At 38.1% G+C, this 19149-nt stretch carries 18 protein-coding genes; 6 read left to right on the forward strand and 12 right to left on the reverse strand.

Translation table 11 applies throughout. The features are described 5' to 3' along the window. Nucleotides 1–121: 121 nt before the first annotated feature. Nucleotides 122–892 (reverse strand): ABC transporter substrate-binding protein, encoded by a 771-nt coding sequence (locus H4J75_RS11315; RefSeq protein WP_182222187.1) that lies wholly within the window; start codon nucleotides 890–892, stop codon nucleotides 122–124. 509 nt (nucleotides 893–1401) lie between these two features. Between H4J75_RS11315 and H4J75_RS11320 the strand changes: the two genes are divergently transcribed. Beyond that, nucleotides 1402–1992 carry a carboxymuconolactone decarboxylase family protein gene (locus H4J75_RS11320; RefSeq protein WP_182222188.1) on the forward strand — a complete coding sequence of 197 codons (591 nt, stop codon included), beginning with the start codon at nucleotides 1402–1404 and terminating at the stop codon, nucleotides 1990–1992. 272 nt (nucleotides 1993–2264) lie between these two features. On the opposite strand, the gene mltF is transcribed toward H4J75_RS11320, so the two are convergent. Further along, nucleotides 2265–3635 carry a membrane-bound lytic murein transglycosylase MltF gene (gene mltF / locus H4J75_RS11325; protein WP_259366376.1) on the reverse strand — a complete coding sequence of 457 codons (1371 nt, stop codon included), beginning with the start codon at nucleotides 3633–3635 and terminating at the stop codon, nucleotides 2265–2267. A gap of 262 nt (nucleotides 3636–3897) precedes the next feature. Here mltF and purL point away from each other — a divergent pair, with 262 nt between their 5' ends. Then, entirely contained in the window at nucleotides 3898–7824 is a 3927-nt protein-coding gene (gene purL / locus H4J75_RS11330) for a phosphoribosylformylglycinamidine synthase (protein WP_182222231.1), read from the forward strand. Nucleotides 7825–7966: 142 nt separating this feature from the next. Here purL and H4J75_RS11335 read toward each other — a convergent pair whose 3' ends face one another. Continuing rightward, nucleotides 7967–8857 (reverse strand): universal stress protein, encoded by an 891-nt coding sequence (locus H4J75_RS11335; protein WP_182222190.1) that lies wholly within the window; start codon nucleotides 8855–8857, stop codon nucleotides 7967–7969. Nucleotides 8858–9233: 376 nt separating this feature from the next. On the opposite strand from H4J75_RS11335, the gene H4J75_RS11340 reads away from it, so the two are divergent. Both H4J75_RS11340 and H4J75_RS11345 read left to right on the forward strand, forming a co-directional pair. Beyond that, nucleotides 9234–9908, forward strand: a complete 675-nt coding sequence (locus H4J75_RS11340; RefSeq protein ID WP_182222191.1) for a nitroreductase family protein — start codon at nucleotides 9234–9236, stop codon at nucleotides 9906–9908. Between the two features lie 161 nt (nucleotides 9909–10069). Further along, entirely contained in the window at nucleotides 10070–10528 is a 459-nt protein-coding gene (locus tag H4J75_RS11345; RefSeq protein WP_269447188.1) for a MarR family winged helix-turn-helix transcriptional regulator, read from the forward strand. Here H4J75_RS11345 and H4J75_RS11350 read toward each other — a convergent pair. The 8 genes from H4J75_RS11350 to H4J75_RS11385 all read right to left on the reverse strand — a co-directional run bounded on the left by H4J75_RS11350 (nucleotide 10484) and on the right by H4J75_RS11385 (nucleotide 16225). Then, a complete protein-coding gene (locus tag H4J75_RS11350; RefSeq protein WP_182213963.1) occupies nucleotides 10484–11122 on the reverse strand; it encodes a lytic transglycosylase domain-containing protein in 639 nt (212 codons plus the stop codon). The two genes, H4J75_RS11345 and H4J75_RS11350, sit on opposite strands and share 45 nt — an antisense overlap. 44 nt (nucleotides 11123–11166) lie before the next feature. Continuing rightward, on the reverse strand, nucleotides 11167–11679 hold the full coding sequence (tadA, locus tag H4J75_RS11355) for a tRNA adenosine(34) deaminase TadA (protein ID WP_182213961.1): 513 nt from the start codon (nucleotides 11677–11679) through the stop codon (nucleotides 11167–11169). A 2-nt stretch (nucleotides 11680–11681) separates the two neighbouring features. Then, nucleotides 11682–12830: a radical SAM family heme chaperone HemW gene (gene hemW, locus H4J75_RS11360; protein ID WP_182222192.1), complete on the reverse strand. Its 1149-nt coding sequence runs from the start codon at nucleotides 12828–12830 to the stop codon at nucleotides 11682–11684. Nucleotides 12831–12832: 2 nt separating this feature from the next. After that, nucleotides 12833–13426 carry an XTP/dITP diphosphatase gene (locus H4J75_RS11365; RefSeq protein ID WP_182222193.1) on the reverse strand — a complete coding sequence of 198 codons (594 nt, stop codon included), beginning with the start codon at nucleotides 13424–13426 and terminating at the stop codon, nucleotides 12833–12835. Nucleotides 13427–13511: 85 nt separating this feature from the next. After that, on the reverse strand, nucleotides 13512–13952 hold the full coding sequence (locus H4J75_RS11370; RefSeq protein WP_070374257.1) for a DUF4426 domain-containing protein: 441 nt from the start codon (nucleotides 13950–13952) through the stop codon (nucleotides 13512–13514). A 94-nt stretch (nucleotides 13953–14046) separates the two neighbouring features. Next, complete coding sequence (locus H4J75_RS11375; RefSeq protein WP_070374256.1) at nucleotides 14047–14595, reverse strand: YggT family protein; 549 nt, start codon at nucleotides 14593–14595, stop codon at nucleotides 14047–14049. 42 nt (nucleotides 14596–14637) lie between these two features. Next, on the reverse strand, nucleotides 14638–15453 hold the full coding sequence (gene proC / locus H4J75_RS11380; RefSeq protein ID WP_070374255.1) for a pyrroline-5-carboxylate reductase: 816 nt from the start codon (nucleotides 15451–15453) through the stop codon (nucleotides 14638–14640). A 91-nt stretch (nucleotides 15454–15544) separates the two neighbouring features. Continuing rightward, nucleotides 15545–16225: a YggS family pyridoxal phosphate-dependent enzyme gene (locus tag H4J75_RS11385; RefSeq protein ID WP_182222233.1), complete on the reverse strand. Its 681-nt coding sequence runs from the start codon at nucleotides 16223–16225 to the stop codon at nucleotides 15545–15547. Between the two features lie 68 nt (nucleotides 16226–16293). Between H4J75_RS11385 and H4J75_RS11390 the strand changes: the two genes are divergently transcribed. Further along, nucleotides 16294–17337 carry a type IV pilus twitching motility protein PilT gene (locus H4J75_RS11390; protein WP_070374253.1) on the forward strand — a complete coding sequence of 348 codons (1044 nt, stop codon included), beginning with the start codon at nucleotides 16294–16296 and terminating at the stop codon, nucleotides 17335–17337. A gap of 95 nt (nucleotides 17338–17432) precedes the next feature. Further along, nucleotides 17433–18560 (forward strand): PilT/PilU family type 4a pilus ATPase, encoded by a 1128-nt coding sequence (locus tag H4J75_RS11395; protein WP_182213955.1) that lies wholly within the window; start codon nucleotides 17433–17435, stop codon nucleotides 18558–18560. Between the two features lie 135 nt (nucleotides 18561–18695). Here H4J75_RS11395 and ruvX read toward each other — a convergent pair whose 3' ends face one another. After that, a complete protein-coding gene (gene ruvX / locus H4J75_RS11400) occupies nucleotides 18696–19130 on the reverse strand; it encodes a Holliday junction resolvase RuvX (RefSeq protein WP_070374251.1) in 435 nt (144 codons plus the stop codon). Nucleotides 19131–19149 lie beyond the last annotated feature (19 nt).

A 19149-nucleotide genomic window follows, 5' to 3' on the forward strand; every position in this document is an offset into this window, starting at 1 on the left:
CGGTTAACAGCCAGTTGATAAAAAATGACACCTCAATAACACATTGTTATTGAGGTTTTTTGTTTTAAAAGTCATGTTACTTTTTAAATTAGATGATCTACGAAATACAATAATGTGTTAATTACTGATTGTTTGCTGTCCAGCGTTTAATTATTTTAGCAATTTCGCCACTTTGTTTTAATTTGGTAATAGCTTTATTAATAAGATTAAGGGTTTCAATAGTGCAGGATTCACGGCTTAACATAATATGAATATTATCTTGGTATATTTTTAATGAGTGCATTTCAAACTCATCTTGCAAAAAATATTTTTCAGAGAACACTTTCATCGTTACAGGGTCGACCAAAAATCCGTCGATGTGACCTTTTAGCAATAGATTTACATTTTGCTCTAAGTCGATAACGTTATTAATATGGCTTTGAAAGTCTTTGGTTGTAATAAGTTTTTGAAATTCCTCACCATAAAAATATCCCCCTTCAACACCAATCATATAATTAGAATTAGCCAGATCAGCTAATGTCTCGAGCTTAATTTTATCAGCCATGCCTTTTTTGACAAAAAGATTAACTTTCTCAAGACGATAAGGTAGAGAGAAATAGGCGTTTTCTTCTCGTTCAAGCGTATAGGATGCACCCATCGCCATATCCATTTTGCCTGTTTTTATGTATTGTAAATGTCTTTTCCAAGGCAGTTCAGTGAAGGTTACCTTGAAATTAGTTTCTTTAATAATAGTATTGAAAATATCGAAATCTAAACCAACAAGTTCTTGTTTTTTATTGTGATATTGATAGGGATACCATAACTCCCAACCAACCGCATAATCTCTTGAAGGAGCAGTGTGAGCAGGACTATTTACAATCAATAATAGAACTAAGAGTATATATTTTTTCATTCTCTTTCTTCCATGCATCAGCTAATTAATGAATCGAGATCCTGATATTAAGGTTAACTTTATTTGCCTAGAAGTGGATTGTAGACAAATTTATATCATCATACTGCACTATCAATGGTACCAACAGCAACAATTTGTTACATCTACATTGACATAAGCTTAATTTAAAAGCAAAAAGTGCAGTTGCTGTCGATAAAAATAAATTAATATTGGCGTTGAAACTATTAATTATCCGCTAGATAAACAGTAATACGGCTAGATTTAGCTGGCCCTGTTGTTGTTCGCTGCTTAACAGCTAACGCGTTAACTTTATTATTGCTAAAGTGAATTTAGCTGAATATCACCGCCGTTTCCGTGGCGTTCTAACGCCTTATTATTTGATACTTTCCTATCAGTTACATAAACCGAAGATGTTGCACTTGCAATATCTCCGGTTTGCACTAATCTATCATTAACGATTAGTTTAACGATTAGTTTAACGATTAGTTTAACGATACTTGGAGATAGTTATGGCGTTAGTTGAGCCACTTACTGGCGATGAAAATGAAGACATTACTGAGCTTGCCCGTTTCTTTAATGAAACGTTAGGTTTTTGTCCGAATAGTGTACTGACCATGCAACGGCGCCCAGCTATAGCTAAGGCGTTTATTAGTTTAAATATTGCTGTAATGGCAAATGAAGGTAGAGTAACCGCTGAACAAAAACGTTTGGTGGGTTATATAACCAGTGCTAATACAGGTTGTCGCTATTGCGAGGCACATACAATTTTAGCGGCAGAGCGCTATGGTGGAACTGACCAAAGGTTAGCTGATATTTGGTCTTTTCGAACAAGTGATAGCTACAGTAAAGCAGAGAAAGCAGCGTTTGAATTTGCGCTTGCGGCTTCAAGTGTACCCAATGCCGTTGACGATAGTATATCTGGCGAACTACATAAATACTGGGATAACGGTGAAATTGTTGAAATCCTTAGCGTTATATCTTTATTTGGCTTTTTAAATCGTTGGAATGACTCTATGGGGACAACCATGGAAACAGGGGCTGTTGATGCAGGTAATCGACTATTGAACGAGTCAACATGGACTCAAGGTAAGCATACTTAAGGTTATTGGTGAAAACCAATAGTGATTTTCTATTGGTTTTCTATTAGGAAATGTCCCAAGCGACGGGTGTTTATCTTATGTTTTTGTCGTTGTAACTGTCTTTTTCTATGGGAACTTTGTACTTGTCGTCTAATTTTATTGTTCATTTTGACTCTCTTTGAAGTTATCTACTTACTTAGTATTGCTTAACTATGTTTCACTTTGATGACAACGTAAAAGTTATGGAGTGAAACAACAGCTAACTTCACATTAACACAGATTATCAACTTAAGTTATTCTATTATAGCGATGGCTTGCGTTTCCACCGGTTCAGGAAGAACATATTCTCTTGATTTATTATCCATCCAAGTCAAGGTATCGTAGTAACGTCTGATGTTTTCAACATAATTTACCGCTTCATCACCACGGGCATAACCGTATCGAGTTGGCTTGTAATATTTTTTTTGTTTAAGTAATGGTAAGCGATCTTTAACCTCTACCCAGCGGTCGGGATCGCCACCTTGTTTTTCTGTTATTTTTCGTGCGTCATTTAAATGGCCTAAACCAATATTATATGAGGCAAGTGCAAACCACAAACGATCGGGGAAAGGTACTCTATCGGGCATTCTATCGATCATTTGTTTAAAGTATTTAGCGCCACCACGAATACTTTGTTCAGCATCTAAGCGACTTTTAATACCCATTTGCTTAGCCGTTGGCAAAGTTAACATCATCATACCACGCACACCCGTATAAGAGCGGGCGTGAGGTTCCCAATGAGATTCTTGATAACTAATCGCGGCCAATAATCGCCAGTCAATCTCTTGGCTATACTTTTCAAAGAGCGGTTGGTATTGAGGCAGTTTACCTTCAACCGCTTTAATAAACATTCGGGTATCAACATAATTAAACTCTTCAACATGACCATAATATTTGTCATTAAGTGCTAATAATGTACCGTCGTGATGTACTTTGCCAAAAAATTCAACAAGACTGGCATAGATTGATTGGTCATTATTTTTTCTAACTGCCCAAGCCAAAGGTTGTGGTTTTTTTATGGTAAAGCCAATGCTGATTTCAGGATAATAGCGGCGATTAACTGCTAGGGTATTGCTGTCGATAATGGTGTAGTCAATTTCTTCTGATAATACTTTCAGTAATAATTCTTCGCTATCGAATTCATCACTGATTTGCCAAGTTAACTCACGATGGCTATTTTTTAATTGGATAAGATTTTCTTCATGGCTTGAATGCGCCATGATCAATAAATTCCCCGTTAAATCTTCTATGTCACGAGGTCGAATGCCGCCCTGTTTAAAAACGAGTTTTTGGCTGATATCATCATAACTAGGAGAGAAATTATATTTTTGACGTCTTTTATCGGTCACCGCTAAGCCTGCTGCTAATATATCAACTTGGCCGCTGTCTAATTTATCAAAAAGTTCTTCAAGGCTATAGCTAGGCACTACTTTTAATTCAACACCTAATGAGTCTGCATAATTTTTTACCAGCTCATATTCAAAACCTGCAGCGTCTTCAGCTTCTAGATAATAACTGGTTAAGCCATAAATAGTACCGACCTTAATATAGCCACGCTCAATTATTCGCTGCAAACTGGCATTATCTTCTGTTGGCTGACAGCCGAATAGCAAAAAAGTACTCAAGAAGAATATGCTTACAAACTTGCTGATTTTTTTAACTATTTTAAAATTTATCTTAATCATATAAGGTCATTGTGGCGTGATTCCAGCTTTATTCAAAGCACTTTTTATCAATTATCAAGATTAACTGTTTAAGTTAATCTTTTAACGCTTATCAAAACCCTTTATATAAACTATAATATGCGCGATTTTTCTTCCATTATTTTAACTGCGAAAACGCAACTAAAATAAAACTAAACTGGTGATTACGTTTATGACGATGTTGATGAAAACCCTTCGCGGCGCTCCTGCTCTTTCAGACTTTCGAGTTAAAAAGTTATTGGCTCAATGCGCTGAATTAGAACTTCCTGTGACAGATATTTATGCTGAATTCACACACTTTGCACATATTTCAGCTGATCTTAGCGACGAAGAGTTTCAAGTTTTACAGCAACTTCTTAAGTATGGACCAAACATTGAAGAACATGAACCTGTTGGTCAATTTTTATTAGTTACTCCGCGTCCGGGTACTATTTCTCCTTGGTCTTCAAAATCAACAGATATTGCTCATAATTGTGGTCTAGCGAAAGTTAACCGTTTAGAACGAGGTATTGCTTATTATATTACCAGCAAACCTTTGGATGCAAAGCTGCAGGCTCAACTCAATCATTTAATTTCAGATCGAATGATGGAAACGGTCTTTACTGAGATGTCAGCAACGACTGCGCTTTTTGCGACGGCTGAACCTAGTGAATTAACCGTTATAGATATTGAAAATGGTGGTAAAAACGCATTAATGGCTGCTAACGTCGAATTAGGCTTAGCGCTAGCAGAAGATGAAGTAAATTATTTATTCGAAAACTTTACCAAGTTAGGTAGAAACCCACACGACATCGAACTCTACATGTTTGCTCAAGCAAACTCTGAACATTGTCGTCATAAAATATTCAATGCTGACTGGACTATTGATGGTGTTAAACAGCCGAAGTCGCTGTTTAAAATGATCCGTAATACCCATGAAATAAACCCTGACTTTGTCTTAAGTGCCTATAAAGATAATGCTGCCGTTATGGTCGGTAATAAAGGTGGTCGTTTCTTCCCTAATCCAGCAACCAACGTTTATAGTTATCATCACGAAGACATTCAAATTTTAATGAAAGTTGAAACGCATAATCATCCAACAGCTATTTCTCCTTACCCTGGAGCAGCAACAGGCTCAGGTGGTGAAATTCGTGATGAAGGCGCGACAGGCATTGGTTCCAAGCCCAAAGCAGGTTTAGTGGGCTTTTCAGTATCAAATTTACGCATTCCTAATTTTGTTCAACCCTGGGAAACTGATTTTGGTAAACCAGATCGTATCGTTTCAGCATTAGACATTATGTTGGAAGGTCCTTTAGGCGGAGCGGCATTTAATAATGAATTTGGCCGTCCAGCTATTTTAGGTTATTTCCGTACTTACGAAGAAGAAGTTAACTCGTTTAATGGCTCAGAGGTTCGTGGTTACCATAAACCCATCATGCTAGCCGGTGGTTTGGGTAATATTCGTGACGAACACGTACAAAAGCGTGAAATTATTGTTGGTGCTCACTTAATCGCACTTGGTGGTCCGGCAATGAATATCGGTTTAGGTGGCGGAGCAGCATCATCAATGGCTTCTGGCCAATCAGCCGAGAACCTCGACTTTGCTTCTGTGCAACGTGAAAATCCTGAAATGGAACGTCGTTGCCAAGAAGTTATCGATAAGTGTTGGCAGCTTGGCGAAGACAACCCTATCGCTTTTATTCATGATGTTGGCGCAGGTGGTTTATCTAATGCATTCCCTGAATTAGTGTCTGATGGCGGTCGTGGCGGTGTTTTTGAACTGCGTAATGTTCCTAATGATGAACGCAGCATGGCTCCTCATGAAATCTGGTGTAACGAATCTCAAGAACGTTATGTTATTGCAGTATCAGACAAGAATTTAGCAACGTTTGAACAAATATGTCTTCGTGAACGCGCACCATTCTCAGTGGTAGGGCGTGCAACCGAAGAGGAACACTTAACGGTTACTGATGCACATTTTTCTGGTAATGCTAAATGCGATACCCCGATTGATTTGCCGCTTGAAGTCTTATTAGGCAAAACGCCTAAAATATTTAAAGATGTCGCCACAGCTAAAGCAGCGGGTGATGTGTTCTCTTTAACGGATATTACCTTAGCGGATGCCGCGGACCGCATATTGTCATTACCGACAGTTGCAGAAAAAACGTTCCTGATCACCATTGGCGATCGCTCGGTAACAGGTATGGTTAATCGTGATCAAATGGTTGGCCCTTGGCAAGTACCTGTCGCCGATTGTGGTGTAACCGCCTCTGCGCTTGACTCTTACCATGGCGAAGCGATGTCTTTGGGTGAACGTACACCGGTCGCATTATTAAACTTTGGCGCTTCTGCTCGTTTAGCGGTCGCTGAATCACTAACTAATATTGCCGGTACAGATATCGGTGATTTAAACCGTATTAAATTGTCTGCTAACTGGATGTCACCCGCAGGTCACCCAGGTGAAGATGCTGGTTTATACGAAGCGGTTAAAGCCATCGGCGAAGAACTTTGTCCTGCGCTTGGCTTAACTATTCCGGTTGGCAAAGACTCAATGTCAATGAAAACCAAATGGGAAGATAACGGCGAAGAAAAATCAGTCACTTCACCTATGTCATTAATCATTACTGCTTTTGGTGTTGTTGAAGATATTCGAAAAACAGTCACCCCTGAGTTAAGAATAGATCAAGGCGAGACTCGAATTCTAGCTATTGATTTATCAAAAGGTAAAAAGCGCTTAGGTGGCTCATGTTTAGCACAGGTTTATAAGCACTTGGGTAATGAAACCCCCGATGTAGATTGTCCTGAAACCTTAAAAGGCTTCTTTAATGCTATGCAAACCTTGGTTCGTGATGAAAAGCTTATTGCTTATCACGATATTTCTGATGGTGGTTTATTCACAACTGTCGTTGAAATGGCTTTTGCTGGTCACACCGGTGTTGATATTGATCTAACAAAATTAAGCTCAGTTTCAGGTAATGACATTGACGTATTGTTTAATGAAGAGCTCGGTGCTGTTATTCAAATTCGTGAAAGCGATGTCGCAGCGATTGATGCTATTTTAGCGGCTCATGGAATTTTAGATTGTTGTACTGATATCGGCCGCATTAATAACGAAGATACGCTTCGCTTTAGCCGTGATGGCAAGGTAGTACTTGAAAATTCTCGTACTTACTATCGTACCGTCTGGGCACAAACCACCTACAGAATGCAGTCACTGCGTGATAACCCTGAATGTGCTCAACAAGAACATGATGTTAAGTACGATACCGAAGACCCAGGTTTACATGCTGAGCTTACTTTTGATATTAATGAGGATATTGTTGCTAAGTTAATTGCACAAGATTCATTGCAGGGCACTAACCCTAAAATTGCGATATTGCGTGAGCAGGGCGTTAACTCTCATGTTGAAATGGCGGCCGCTTTTGACCGTGCTGGTTTTGTTGCCATTGACGTGCATATGTCTGATATTTTATCAGGGCGTGCCGATTTAGCTGACTTTAACGGTTTAGTCGCTTGTGGTGGTTTCTCTTACGGCGATGTATTAGGTGCTGGCGAAGGTTGGGCAAAATCTATCTTGTTTAACAAAGATGCTAAAGCCATGTTCAAAGCCTTTTTCGAACGCCAAGATACTTTTACTTTAGGTGTTTGTAATGGTTGTCAGATGTTATCTAACCTGAAAGAAATTATTCCAGGTTCAGCAGCGTGGCCACATTTTGTACAAAACAAATCTGAACGTTTTGAAGCACGTTTCTCATTAGTTGAAATTCAAGAAAGCCCTTCAGTATTATTTAAAGGCATGTCAGGTTCTCGTATGCCGATTGCTGTTTCTCATGGTGAAGGTCATGCAGAGTTTAGTTCTGAAGAAGCCATTGGCGCAGCCAATGATTCTGGCACGGTTTCAATGCGTTATGTTGATAACTATGGTCAAGTTACTGAAACTTACCCAGCTAACCCGAACGGCTCGCCAGACGGTATTACCGCCCTAACCACAACAGACGGCCGTGTTACTATTATGATGCCACACCCTGAGCGTGTTTTTAGAACGGTTGCAAACTCATGGCACCCAGATGAATGGCAAGAAGACTCACCTTGGGTACGCATGTTCCGTAATGCGCGTGCTTTTATTGGTTAATTTTTTTTAGTGTGTCTAGTTAAAAATAAAGCACTTAACCATTTAATACCGTTCACTTAAGGTGAACGGTATTTTTTTGTCTAAAATTATTTTAATCAGAAAATTATTTATAGGGTTGTTTTAATAAGAAAATAATTTTTGCTCAGTGGTGTGGTTTATTTGCATGGTTATTAGATTGCTTTAATGCTAACAAGTCACAATGTAAGTTATTTAAAACATAATCAAGCGTGTGACCTTTAATTCTAGATAACCATCCTTGGTGTTCCCCATATCCCATAACCACAACATTCGCATTATATTTATTTGCTAAAGATGGAATAATATCATCGGCTAATCCTTCCTCAACGTGTAAATTTTCACCTTTAAAATGATAGGGTTTAACGAATGATGTTAGATGATCTAAATGATTTTTAGATTGTTTCATTGACTTCATTGGCTGAAAGGAAACACTGCAACTTTCTAAATAACAATTAAACAAATGAATATCACTCATTAATAGTTTTGCTAAATCAGATGATTTTTCAATAATTTCATTATTAAATGTTTTATGCGTTACGGTATTTTCCTCTGTTTCAATAGCCGCTAGTACATTGCCATTATTTAACCATTGATGGTCACCAACGAATAAAACTGACGTATCTGAAACACGTAATAAATGCGTATACTCTGCTTGTTCAAACGTCCAAAGGTGTGGTGCTTTTTTTAGGTTTTCTGCTACCACCAAGTCATACTGATTTTCCTTTAGTTGCTTTTTTAGCGTGATAAATTGATCGCGCTCCTCGCGTATTTTATAGTTAATAGAAATACCTTCTTGTTTGGCAAGATGAATTAAGCTATTAATTTTTTCTTCATTATCTAACTCAGTCGTTGTTTTATGATTAAGCCAGCGTTGATAGCGAGAAGGTTTTTCTTTTGTTGCTAAAACAGTGACGCGAGCGTGATTATTTTTAGCCAAAAGTATCGATTTTTTTAGTGAAATTAAATCGCTCGTTCTAGGTTTAACTAGCGTTAATATATTTGAGAAGCTATCCATGGAAGTGTCTCCAGTTACTTTAAAAGCAAATAATTAAATATAGTTTATTTATGAAAATAGGTTATGTAGCCACAAGACTTATTTAAACTTAAAAAGGAAGGATTTATAATAAAATAATCATAAAAAGTAGAACATATATACAGATTTTAATTGTTGATTTTAGTTTATTGAAAATATTAGCGTTAATTGTAAAATTAATTATAAAGCGTAATTTTACTTAACTGCTTTGATTTCAATTTATTTAACTTATCGACAATAGTGTAAAAATATAGGTACGGAAAATAGCATGCTGACTATAATTGTTGTTGCACTTGCAATATCTGTACAGTGTTATATCCTGCTAGCTATTGGTATTAAATAAAATGGATAAATCTCGATGCAAGATCATGACTCAAGCCCGCTCACCGATTACATTGAATACCCTGTTGAAGAAATGCGCTTGCGTTCTGAAAACTTCTACTTGGATATAAAGCGTCGCCATAGCATTCGCAATTTTAGCGATCGCCCTGTGCCTAAAGAGATTATAGAAAACTGTATAAAAGCGGCTGCAACGGCGCCGAGTGGTGCTAATCATCAACCTTGGCACTTTGTCGCTGTACATAGTAGCGATATAAAAAAGAAAATTAGAGAACAGGCTGAATTTCATGAACGAGGCTTTTATGAAGGCCGAGCAGGTGAAGAGTGGCTAGGTGCTTTAAAAGCGCTCGGCACAGATGCTAATAAACCTTACTTAGAAAATGCACCATGGCTTATCGCCATATTCAGCCAAAAGAAAGGAGGCATAAGTTCAACAGAGAAAAACACTAACTATTATGTTCATGAATCTGTTGGGATCGCGACGGGCTTTTTAATTAATGCCTTACATACCTCTGGTTTAGTGACGCTAACCCATACACCAAAACCTATGTCTTTTTTAAGTAAAGTGTGTGGACGTCCAGAAAATGATCGCGCTTATATGTTACTTATTACCGGCTATCCAAGCGAAGATGCTACTGTGCCTGAGCATGCTTTAGTTAAAAAACCACTGAATGAAATTGCGACTTTTTTGTAGTCCTTATTTTAAAACCCCGAGGTACTCTCATTACTATATCTGCCAGAAATAAAGCGTTTAGACTAACGAAAGAAATAGCTGAACCCTTAGATTTAACCAAGCACTTACCGTTTAGAGTCGCGGTTGTTAGCAATTTACTCGCTTTAAATCGTGACTGGAAAATTCGTGAACTCTGTGATCTAGAACCCAGAGAAATGCGCGTTTTATTAAATATTGGCTCATACATGCCGATTAAATCAGCGGACATTGCTTATCAATCTCGTATTGATTCTTATAATGTTAGTCGTGCAGTAAAAGCATTAGATAAAAAAGGTTTAATCGACATTCGTCGAGATGAAAAAAGTAAAAACATTAAAATTTTAGCCCTAAATGACCAAGGTAAGGCATTATATCAACAGCTTACTACCGCGATGGAGTTGCGTTCAAAAGAGCTTGAAAGTGTTTTAACCGCTGATGAAACTAGTGCTTTTTATAATACGCTCAGTAAAATTGAAGATAAAGTTGAACAATTACTAGCGAAACAAGCACTCACTAAAATAGCACAAGGTGAAGATGCTCCTGGCGATCAAAAAGAATTAATTCGTTGGTACAAAAAAGGGCGAAGTGGTGATGTGGGTTAAATAGCGCTGATGTAAAATTTTTACCCGTTCAACATAAATTTCAGTTTCAGGGAAAGGGGGCACGCCGTTATACCTTTTAACAGCACCTTCGCCTGCGTTATAGGCCGCTGAAACTAACGTAATATTACCACCGTACTTTCTTATTAAACGTGCTAAATGTTTACTGCCTGCGCTAATATTTTGTTTAGCATCGAATGAATTCCTAACGCCTAACGCTTTAGCTGTTGCCGGCATTAACTGCATGAGCCCTTGTGCGCCAGTTTTAGACAAAGCTTGTGGGTCAAAGTGTGATTCGGCATGAATGACCGCAAGAATAAGGGCAGGGTCAATTTTATAAAGCTTTGCCTGTTGATTGATGGTTGATCTGAAGTGATCAATAAATAAACGCGTGTTATGCCAGTTAACCATAGCGTTAAGTTTACAGGCAAAGCAACCTATGCTGACCTGTTGATAACTTGAGGTACTAGGGGGAATATCAGAAAAAGAGCTGATGCCTTTTTCTGATTGATATTGGTAAACTCTCACACTATCTTCTGCAATGACATGATGAGTGAAGCACATAAATAGGAACAATAAGCCACAAGATAATTTCAATAAAACGCTCTAGATTGAAGTAACAATAATACTGAGTATAGCGCTTATTTTTGTACTAACTTCGCTTGCTGTTTTAGCGCTTTTTTCTCAGCTCGGCGGCGTTTAAAAAAAGCAGACAGTAATTGGCTACATTCTTCTGCCATTATGCCACAAGACAGCACAATTTGATGATTATGCTTTTCATCAGACAATAAATTAAAGGCACTACCTGCAGCGCCTGTTTTTAAGTCTGGCGTCGCGTACACCACGCGTTTAATTCGGCTATGTACCAATAAACCAGCACACATTGGGCAAGGCTCCAATGTTACATAGAGCGTACAGTCGAGCAGACGGTAGTTTTGTAAAGCTAAGCCAGCTCGGCGTATCGCAACCATTTCAGCGTGGGCTGATGGGTCGTTAAGTGTAATCGACTGATTGTAGCCTTCACTTATCACTTGATTATTAGCGACAACCACAGCACCAACGGGGATTTCGTTAATCGCTTCTGCTTGTTGGGCAAGCTCAAAAGCTCGTTGCATAAACACTTGGTCTAATGCTTGTTGTGCTTCACTATCCATCACTATAAAAACATCTCGAGTAAGTCATTTAAATAGCGATGACCTAATTTACTGACTTGCCAAGTGCCATCAGTGTTTTCTTGCATCAATTGTTTTTGTTTAGCGACTTGCAATGTCGGCAAGACAGTTTCAATTGATAAGCCTGTTCTTTGTTGATATTCCGTTAAGCTAAAACGTTCATGTAAGCGCAGTCTGTTCATCATATATTCAAAAGGTAATTCTTGTGCACTGACTTCAACTAAATGATCTAAGTGTGGACGACTCTCGTCTAAGTAACCTTTAGGGTGTTTTACTTTGATGGTACGGAAAATTTTACCATTAAGTGGATCTGTTATTTTGCCATGTGAGCCACAGCCAATGCCCAGATAATCACCAAACTGCCAGTAATTGATATTATGCTGACATTCAAAGCCGGGTTTACTGTAAGCCGATATTTCGTATTGCTGATAACCCGCGGCAGCTAATAAGGCGATACCTTGATCTTGAATATCCCAAAGTACTTCGTCTTCAGGCAACTTAGGCGGGCGAGAATGAAAAGCGGTATTGGGTTCTATTGTTAACTGATACCAAGATAAATGAGTTGGATTCAGTGAAATAGCGGTGGTTAAATCATCAAGGGCGTTAGCAATGTTTTGCTGTGGTAAGCCATGCATTAAGTCAAGATTAAAGGTTTTTATACCACAAGAATAAGCCAACTCGGCTGCTTTTTTTGCTTGGTTACTGTCATGAATTCGACCTAATTTTATTAGTTTGTCAGATTCAAAACTTTGTACACCAATCGATAGTCTTGAAACACCACCATTAAAGAAGCCAATAAACTTTTCAGCTTCAACGGTGCCTGGGTTCGCTTCTAACGTTATTTCAATGTCATCTTTATGTGAGAAGCGCGCAAGGACTTGGGTTAATAAACTTTCAATCGCCTGTGCAGAAAATAAGCTCGGTGTACCACCACCAATAAAAATAGTGTGTAATGGGCGATCACTTAGAGAGAACTTGGCGATATCTGCATCTAAATCATCAATAAGATGTTTTACATACTCTTCTTCTGGAACCGCTGATTTCAAAGCATGTGAGTTAAAATCACAATATGGGCATTTTTCAACACACCAAGGGATATGGATATATAAAGAAAGCGGGGGCGCTTGTAGCATTATTATTTAACACCAAAATGTTGTACAAGCTTAGCAAGTGCTTGGCCGCGGTGACTTAAACTATTTTTTAAATCGCGAGGCAATTGTGCTGAAGTTTGTTGCTGTAGCTCTTGCCAAAAAATAGGATCATAACCAAAACCTTGTTCGCCCAATTTTTCATGGGTAATTGTGCCTTCCCAAACGCCATGACAAATTATCGGCGTTGGATCGTGCTCGTGTTTCATATAAACCAGCACACAATGAAATCTAGCGGTACGTAGTTCATTAGGTATATTCTCTAATGCTTTTAACAGTTTATCAGTATTGTCACTATCACTAGCGTTTTCACCCGCGTAACGCGCCGAATAAACCCCCGGTGCGCCATTTAATGCATCAACCTCTAAACCTGAGTCGTCAGCGATTGCCGGTAAGCCCGTTATTTTAGCTGCATGACGCGCTTTAATGATGGCATTTTCAACAAAAGTAGTGCCTGTTTCTGCCACTTCACTGACATTAAATTCACTTTGGGGTTTTATTTCAATGTTATGTGCGGCTAATAAATGGCTAAGCTCTTTAACTTTACCTGGGTTGCCTGTGGCTAATACGATGGTTGACATTTTGTACCTTGAGCGTGTAGAAATGAAAAAGTAAAATCAGGTAAAACCTGATTTTATATATTAATTATTTGTATACAATTAGTGATTAATCAACATAAAATTTCTGTTTGAATTTAAGCTGGTGGGTTTCTTTGCCGTCACTAATGGTGATATCAAAGTAAAAGGTTTCTTCGTTGGTGTAATTAACTTGTGCTAAATAATAAATAGCATCACCTTCTTTTACTTCGTCAAATTCAAGGGTTTTGATTTGACCAATATCATTTCGAGCTTTTCCTTGAATAGTTACTGCTTTAGCTGGCGTTGACGGTTTAGTATCGTCTAAAACCGAAATATTAATTAAACCGTTAAAACGACTACGTTCAATATCATAAGCTTTTGCGACTTTTGGGGTTAAAAATGTGGCATTTATTGCCATATAATGAACTTGCATCGAACCCAATTTTTTCATGTTTTCAGCAAAAACGTTACTGACTAGGGTCAATGAAACTAAAATAATAAATAAACAGGTTTGAAAGATATTTTTCATAATGTGTTCCTTTTTGTTTTAATGATCCATACATTTAATAAGACAGGTTTTATAGCCAAATTATTACAAAACCTGTTTTATTGTTTCTACGTTATTATAGCATTGCCCAACCTGGAATGGCGCCAGATAGGAAAATATTAATTACGTTTAGTAATAAGAAAGCAATAAGTATAGATAAGTCTAAACCACCAATGCTGGGTACAATACGTTTTATCGGTTTTAAAAACGGTTCAGTTAACTGCTGGAAGATAGCTTGCGTAGGGTTATAACCCTGAACTACCCAGCTCATTAATGCCATAACGAGCATTAACATAAATAGCAATACACCCGTTTGTTTAATTAAATAAATAAGACCTAAGTATAGCGCCGAAATAATATTGATATCTCCACCATTAAGTAATGGGATAAGAATAAACTTTAACGCTGCTACGGCAAAAGCTAACAACAATGTTGATACATCAATACCACCAAAACCAGGTATAACGCGGCGAAGCGGAATAACGGCTGGGTTGGTAACTTTTACAATAAACTGGCTTAACGGGTTATAAAAATCAGCACGGACCAATTGTAACCATACACGTAAAACTAACAACATTAATAATGCGTCAAAGGCAAAGCTCAGCAAATAATTAATGGCTTCCATCTACTTCTCCAAAACTTAATAATTAATAAAATTCAAACGGTATTAAACGTTATTTTGCGCCATTTCTTTCGCGCGATGCAATGCACTGTTCATTGCATTTGTTACTATTTTATCCAAACCATCATCTATAAAAGAATTAATAGCAGCATTGGTTGTACCACCTTTTGAGGTGACCTTAGCGCGTAATTCACTGATTGGAATATCGTTGTTTACCACCATTTGCGCAGCACCTAAAGCGGTTTGCTGCACTAATTCACGGCTTTCTTTTGCTGAAAAACCTAACGCTATCGCTTGTTTTTCCATCGCTTCCATAAACAAAAAGAAATAGGCAGGCGCTGAGCCAGAAACCGCGATAATATTGTCAATTTCATCTTCAGTGGCTAACCACTTGATAATACCTACCGAACTCATTAGTTCTTCGGCAACCTGTTTTTGTTGAGTATTAACATTTTCGTCGGCATATAAACCAGTAACACCTAAACCAATCTGCGACGGGGTATTGGGCATAGTACGAATAATGCCACAAGGTTTGGCTAAGGCTTTTTGCATTTGTGCAACAGTGCAGCCAGCAGCAACGGAAATAAAGCACTTGTTGCTAATATCAATTTCTTGGCTGATTTTTTGGCAAACCTCAGCAATAAAGTGAGGTTTAACACCAAGTACAATAAAATCTGCAAAATTAGCCGCAACGATATTGTCTGCTGTTTCTTTAATACCAAGTTGCTCTTGTAAAGCCAGTCGCTTCTCAGGTGAAGGGTTTGATACGATAATATCTTGAGCGGCAAAGCCTGTGTTTACTAAGCCAGAAATAATTGCGCCATTCATGTTACCAGCGCCAATAAAAGCAATTTTTGTCATGAAATACCTATGATAAATAAGAATGTGAATATTTTAACTATTGTAACGAATTATACTTAAAGAAAGTGAAATAGATTGTATCCGAATATAACTATTTATCTTCTCTAGCGCCAAAAATGGCTGAGCCAACTCTGACCATAGTCGAACCTTTGGCAATAGCGTCACTCAAGTCACCTGACATGCCCATCGATAAAGTATCCATACTAGGATGTTCTTTTTTTAATTGCGTATAAAGTTGCTGCATTTTTTCAAAACTTTGTTCTGAGGAATTTTTCTCAGGGATAGCCATTAAGCCGCGAAGGGTTAAATGTGGGCAATGCTCAATACAATCAACTAACGCTTTAATATCTTTAACGGCTATGCCAGACTTGCTTTCTTCGCCACTAATATTGACTTGTAAACAAACGTTGAGGGGAGTATCTTGGCTAGACCTATGATCATTAAGGCGTTTTGCTACTTTAATGCGGTCAACACTATGTACCCAAGCAAAGTTATCGGCAATTAATCGTGTTTTGTTTGACTGTATAGGACCAATAAAATGCCAAGTAATGTCTGACAAACTTTGTAATTCTGCTATTTTTTCAACGGCTTCTTGAATATAGTTTTCACCAAATTCTCGTTGGCCCGCTAAATAAGCTTGTTCGATCATGGCACTAGTTTTGGTTTTACTTACCGCGAGTAAGGTCACCTGTGAAGATGGACGTTTTGCTAGCTCGCAAGCATTAAAAATTTGCAGATTTATCTTAGCAAGATTATCTTTAATGGGTGTCATATTGTTTTGTGTCAATTTAGTTTCAACTTACTTTATATTATAAAAAATAATTATTAAGAGGTCTTTTTATGGATATTACCGAATTACTTGCCTTTAGTGTGGAAAATAATGCATCTGATCTACATTTATCTGCAGGCACTCCGCCTTCAATTCGTGTTGACGGTGACGTACGTAAACTCAATATCCCAGCATTTGACGAGAAAGATGTTAATGCTCTGGTCTATGATATTATGAATGATCGTCAACGCAAAGAGTATGAAGAAAATTTAGAAGTCGATTTTTCTTTTGAAGTGCCAAATTTAGCACGTTTTCGTGTAAATGCTTTTAATCAAAATCGTGGCCCTGCAGCAGTATTTCGTACTATTCCAAGCAAAATTTTATCCTTAGATGATTTAGGCTGTCCTGATATCTTTCGTGAAATTTCTGATATACCTCGAGGCTTAGTTTTAGTCACAGGCCCAACAGGCTCAGGTAAATCAACCACTTTAGCGGCTATGGTCGATTATATTAATAACAACAAACACGATCATATTCTTACCATTGAAGATCCTATTGAGTTTGTTCACGAAAACAAAAAATGTTTAATAAACCAACGTGAGGTTCATCGCGATACACTAAGTTTTGAAGCTGCTCTGCGCAGTGCTTTACGTGAAGACCCTGATGTTATTCTTGTTGGTGAAATGCGCGACTTAGAAACCATTCGTTTAGCGATGACAGCGGCGGAAACCGGCCACTTAGTTTTTGGTACTTTACATACAACCTCTGCACCAAAAACCATCGACCGTATCATTGATGTTTTCCCCGGTGAAGAGAAATCTATGGTGCGTTCAATGTTGTCAGAATCACTTCGTGCGGTTATTTCACAAACCTTGATTAAAAAAGTGGGTGGGGGTCGTGTTGCCGCTCATGAGATAATGTTAGGTGTTCCTGCAATAAGAAATTTAATTCGTGAAGACAAAATAGCGCAGATGTACAGTGCCATTCAAACCGGTATGTCTCATGGTATGCAAACCATGGATCAGTGCTTGCAAGGTCTAGTGAATAGAGGCTTAATAACTAAGCAAGATGCGATGGAAAAAGCAGTGGATAAAAATCAATTTAGAGGCTTTTAAAGCACGCTAAAATCACTTTAGAGGTTTTTAAAACTAGCTCAAACCTTAGGTGTCTATTACTTCACATTACGGTTTAAAAGATAAGAGAAAGATCAATGAATTTTCATGACTTATTACAAAAGATGGTAAAAGAAGGTGCCTCTGATATGTTTGTTACCGCTAAGCTTGCGGTAAGCGCGAAAGTAAATGGCGAGTTACAAGCAATCGATGATCACCTTTTAACAAGCGATGAATCGTTAGCGCTTGTTCATAACGCAATGAACGATAAACAGAAAAAGCAATTTACTGAAGAGAAAGAATGTAACTTTGCCATTTCAATTGACGACATTGGCCGCTTCCGTATTTCAGCCTTTTGGCAACGCGATATGGCAGGTATGGTTGTCCGACGTATCGTCACAGAAATTCCTGATGCTGACGAACTCGGTTTACCGCCAATCTTAAAAGATGTAGTCATGTCAAAGCGCGGTTTAGTACTTTTTGTTGGTGGCACGGGTACGGGTAAATCAACATCAATGGCTTCATTGATTGGCTATCGTAATAAAAATTCGCGTGGCCATATTCTTACCATTGAAGACCCTGTTGAATTTGTTCATGAACATGCGCGTTGTATGGTAACGCAACGAGAGGTTGGCTTAGACACTGAAAGTTTCGATGCGGCCTTAAAAAGCTCATTACGCCAAGCACCCGATGTTATCTTAATTGGTGAGATCCGTAACCAAGAAACCATGGAACATGCGTTAAGCTTTGCTGAAACCGGGCACTTATGTATCGCAACCTTGCATGCAAATAATGCTAACCAAGCGATTGACCGTATTATGCATTTAGTGCCTGCGGATCAACATGGCAAGTTATTGTTTGATTTAGCGTTAAATTTACGCGGTATTATCGCTCAGCAACTGATCCCTACCTGCGACGGTAACGGGCGTGTTGCGGCGATTGAGATCTTACTTAACTCGCCTTATATCGCTGAACTTATTAAAAAAGGTGATATTGGTAGTATTAAAGAAGTGATGGAAAAGTCTAAAGAACTTGGCATGCAGACCTTTGATGGTGCTTTGTTTGAGTTGTATCAAAAAGGCTCAATAAACTATGCTGATGCATTGCATCATGCTGATTCACCTAATGATTTACGCTTGATGATTAAGTTGCGCAGTAATGAGCAAGGAGGCACCGGTGCATTAAGTGGCGTGACCATTGACGGTTTTGGCCCTAAAGATATTTAGTTAACAGATACTTATGAAACATTGCTAGGTGTTAAGCTAAGTTTCTTGAACAGTGTAACAATAGATAGTCAAACCACTTGACGCATGAGCTTTATGTGGTTTGACTATATTGCTATATTGCTATATTGCTATTTTCTAGTCGTAAAGCGTTTCAAAATAGCTTTCAATAATTAATCTTGCTGACTCAGCATCAATATTATCCTTTTTTAAATTACGATAGCCTCCTGCGGCAAATAAACGTTCTTTGGCATCTGCTGTGGTTAAACGTTCATCTTGAAATTCTACCTTCAGGGCGAATTTATTCGATAAGCGGTTACCAAATTTTTTGGCATCAAGGGTTAATTGTTGCTCACTACCATCCATATTTAAGGGTAATCCCACTACTAAATAGTCAGGTTGCCATTCTTTAATAAATTTTGTTAATTCCATCTCATTAGGAATACCTTCTTTAGCTCTAATCGAGCCTAAAGGAGAGGCACTTCCGGTCATTTCTTGGCCAACAGCAACGCCAATATATTTTTTACCAAAATCAAAACCTAAAACGGTGCGTTGGCCGACATCTTTTGACACTTATTATTCCTCAATGTTG

This window comes from Colwellia sp. BRX10-1, from assembly GCF_014077545.1.
Classification (GTDB): Bacteria; Pseudomonadota; Gammaproteobacteria; order Enterobacterales; family Alteromonadaceae; genus Colwellia_A.

Excerpts from the sequence above, each read along its gene's own strand:
- H4J75_RS11315 (WP_182222187.1), bottom strand. The coding sequence starts at position 892 with ATGAAAAAATATATACTCTTAGTTCTATTATTGATTGTAAATAGTCCT.
- H4J75_RS11320 (WP_182222188.1), top strand. The coding sequence starts at position 1,402 with ATGGCGTTAGTTGAGCCACTTACTGGCGATGAAAATGAAGACATTACT.
- purL (WP_182222231.1), top strand. The coding sequence starts at position 3,898 with ATGAAAACCCTTCGCGGCGCTCCTGCTCTTTCAGACTTTCGAGTTAAA.
- H4J75_RS11335 (WP_182222190.1), bottom strand. The coding sequence starts at position 8,857 with ATGGATAGCTTCTCAAATATATTAACGCTAGTTAAACCTAGAACGAGC.
- H4J75_RS11340 (WP_182222191.1), top strand. The coding sequence starts at position 9,234 with ATGCAAGATCATGACTCAAGCCCGCTCACCGATTACATTGAATACCCT.
- tadA (WP_182213961.1), bottom strand. The coding sequence starts at position 11,679 with ATGGATAGTGAAGCACAACAAGCATTAGACCAAGTGTTTATGCAACGA.
- hemW (WP_182222192.1), bottom strand. The coding sequence starts at position 12,830 with ATGCTACAAGCGCCCCCGCTTTCTTTATATATCCATATCCCTTGGTGT.
- H4J75_RS11365 (WP_182222193.1), bottom strand. The coding sequence starts at position 13,426 with ATGTCAACCATCGTATTAGCCACAGGCAACCCAGGTAAAGTTAAAGAG.
- H4J75_RS11370 (WP_070374257.1), bottom strand. The coding sequence starts at position 13,952 with ATGAAAAATATCTTTCAAACCTGTTTATTTATTATTTTAGTTTCATTG.
- H4J75_RS11375 (WP_070374256.1), bottom strand. The coding sequence starts at position 14,595 with ATGGAAGCCATTAATTATTTGCTGAGCTTTGCCTTTGACGCATTATTA.
- proC (WP_070374255.1), bottom strand. The coding sequence starts at position 15,453 with ATGACAAAAATTGCTTTTATTGGCGCTGGTAACATGAATGGCGCAATT.
- H4J75_RS11385 (WP_182222233.1), bottom strand. The coding sequence starts at position 16,225 with ATGACACCCATTAAAGATAATCTTGCTAAGATAAATCTGCAAATTTTT.
- H4J75_RS11390 (WP_070374253.1), top strand. The coding sequence starts at position 16,294 with ATGGATATTACCGAATTACTTGCCTTTAGTGTGGAAAATAATGCATCT.
- H4J75_RS11395 (WP_182213955.1), top strand. The coding sequence starts at position 17,433 with ATGAATTTTCATGACTTATTACAAAAGATGGTAAAAGAAGGTGCCTCT.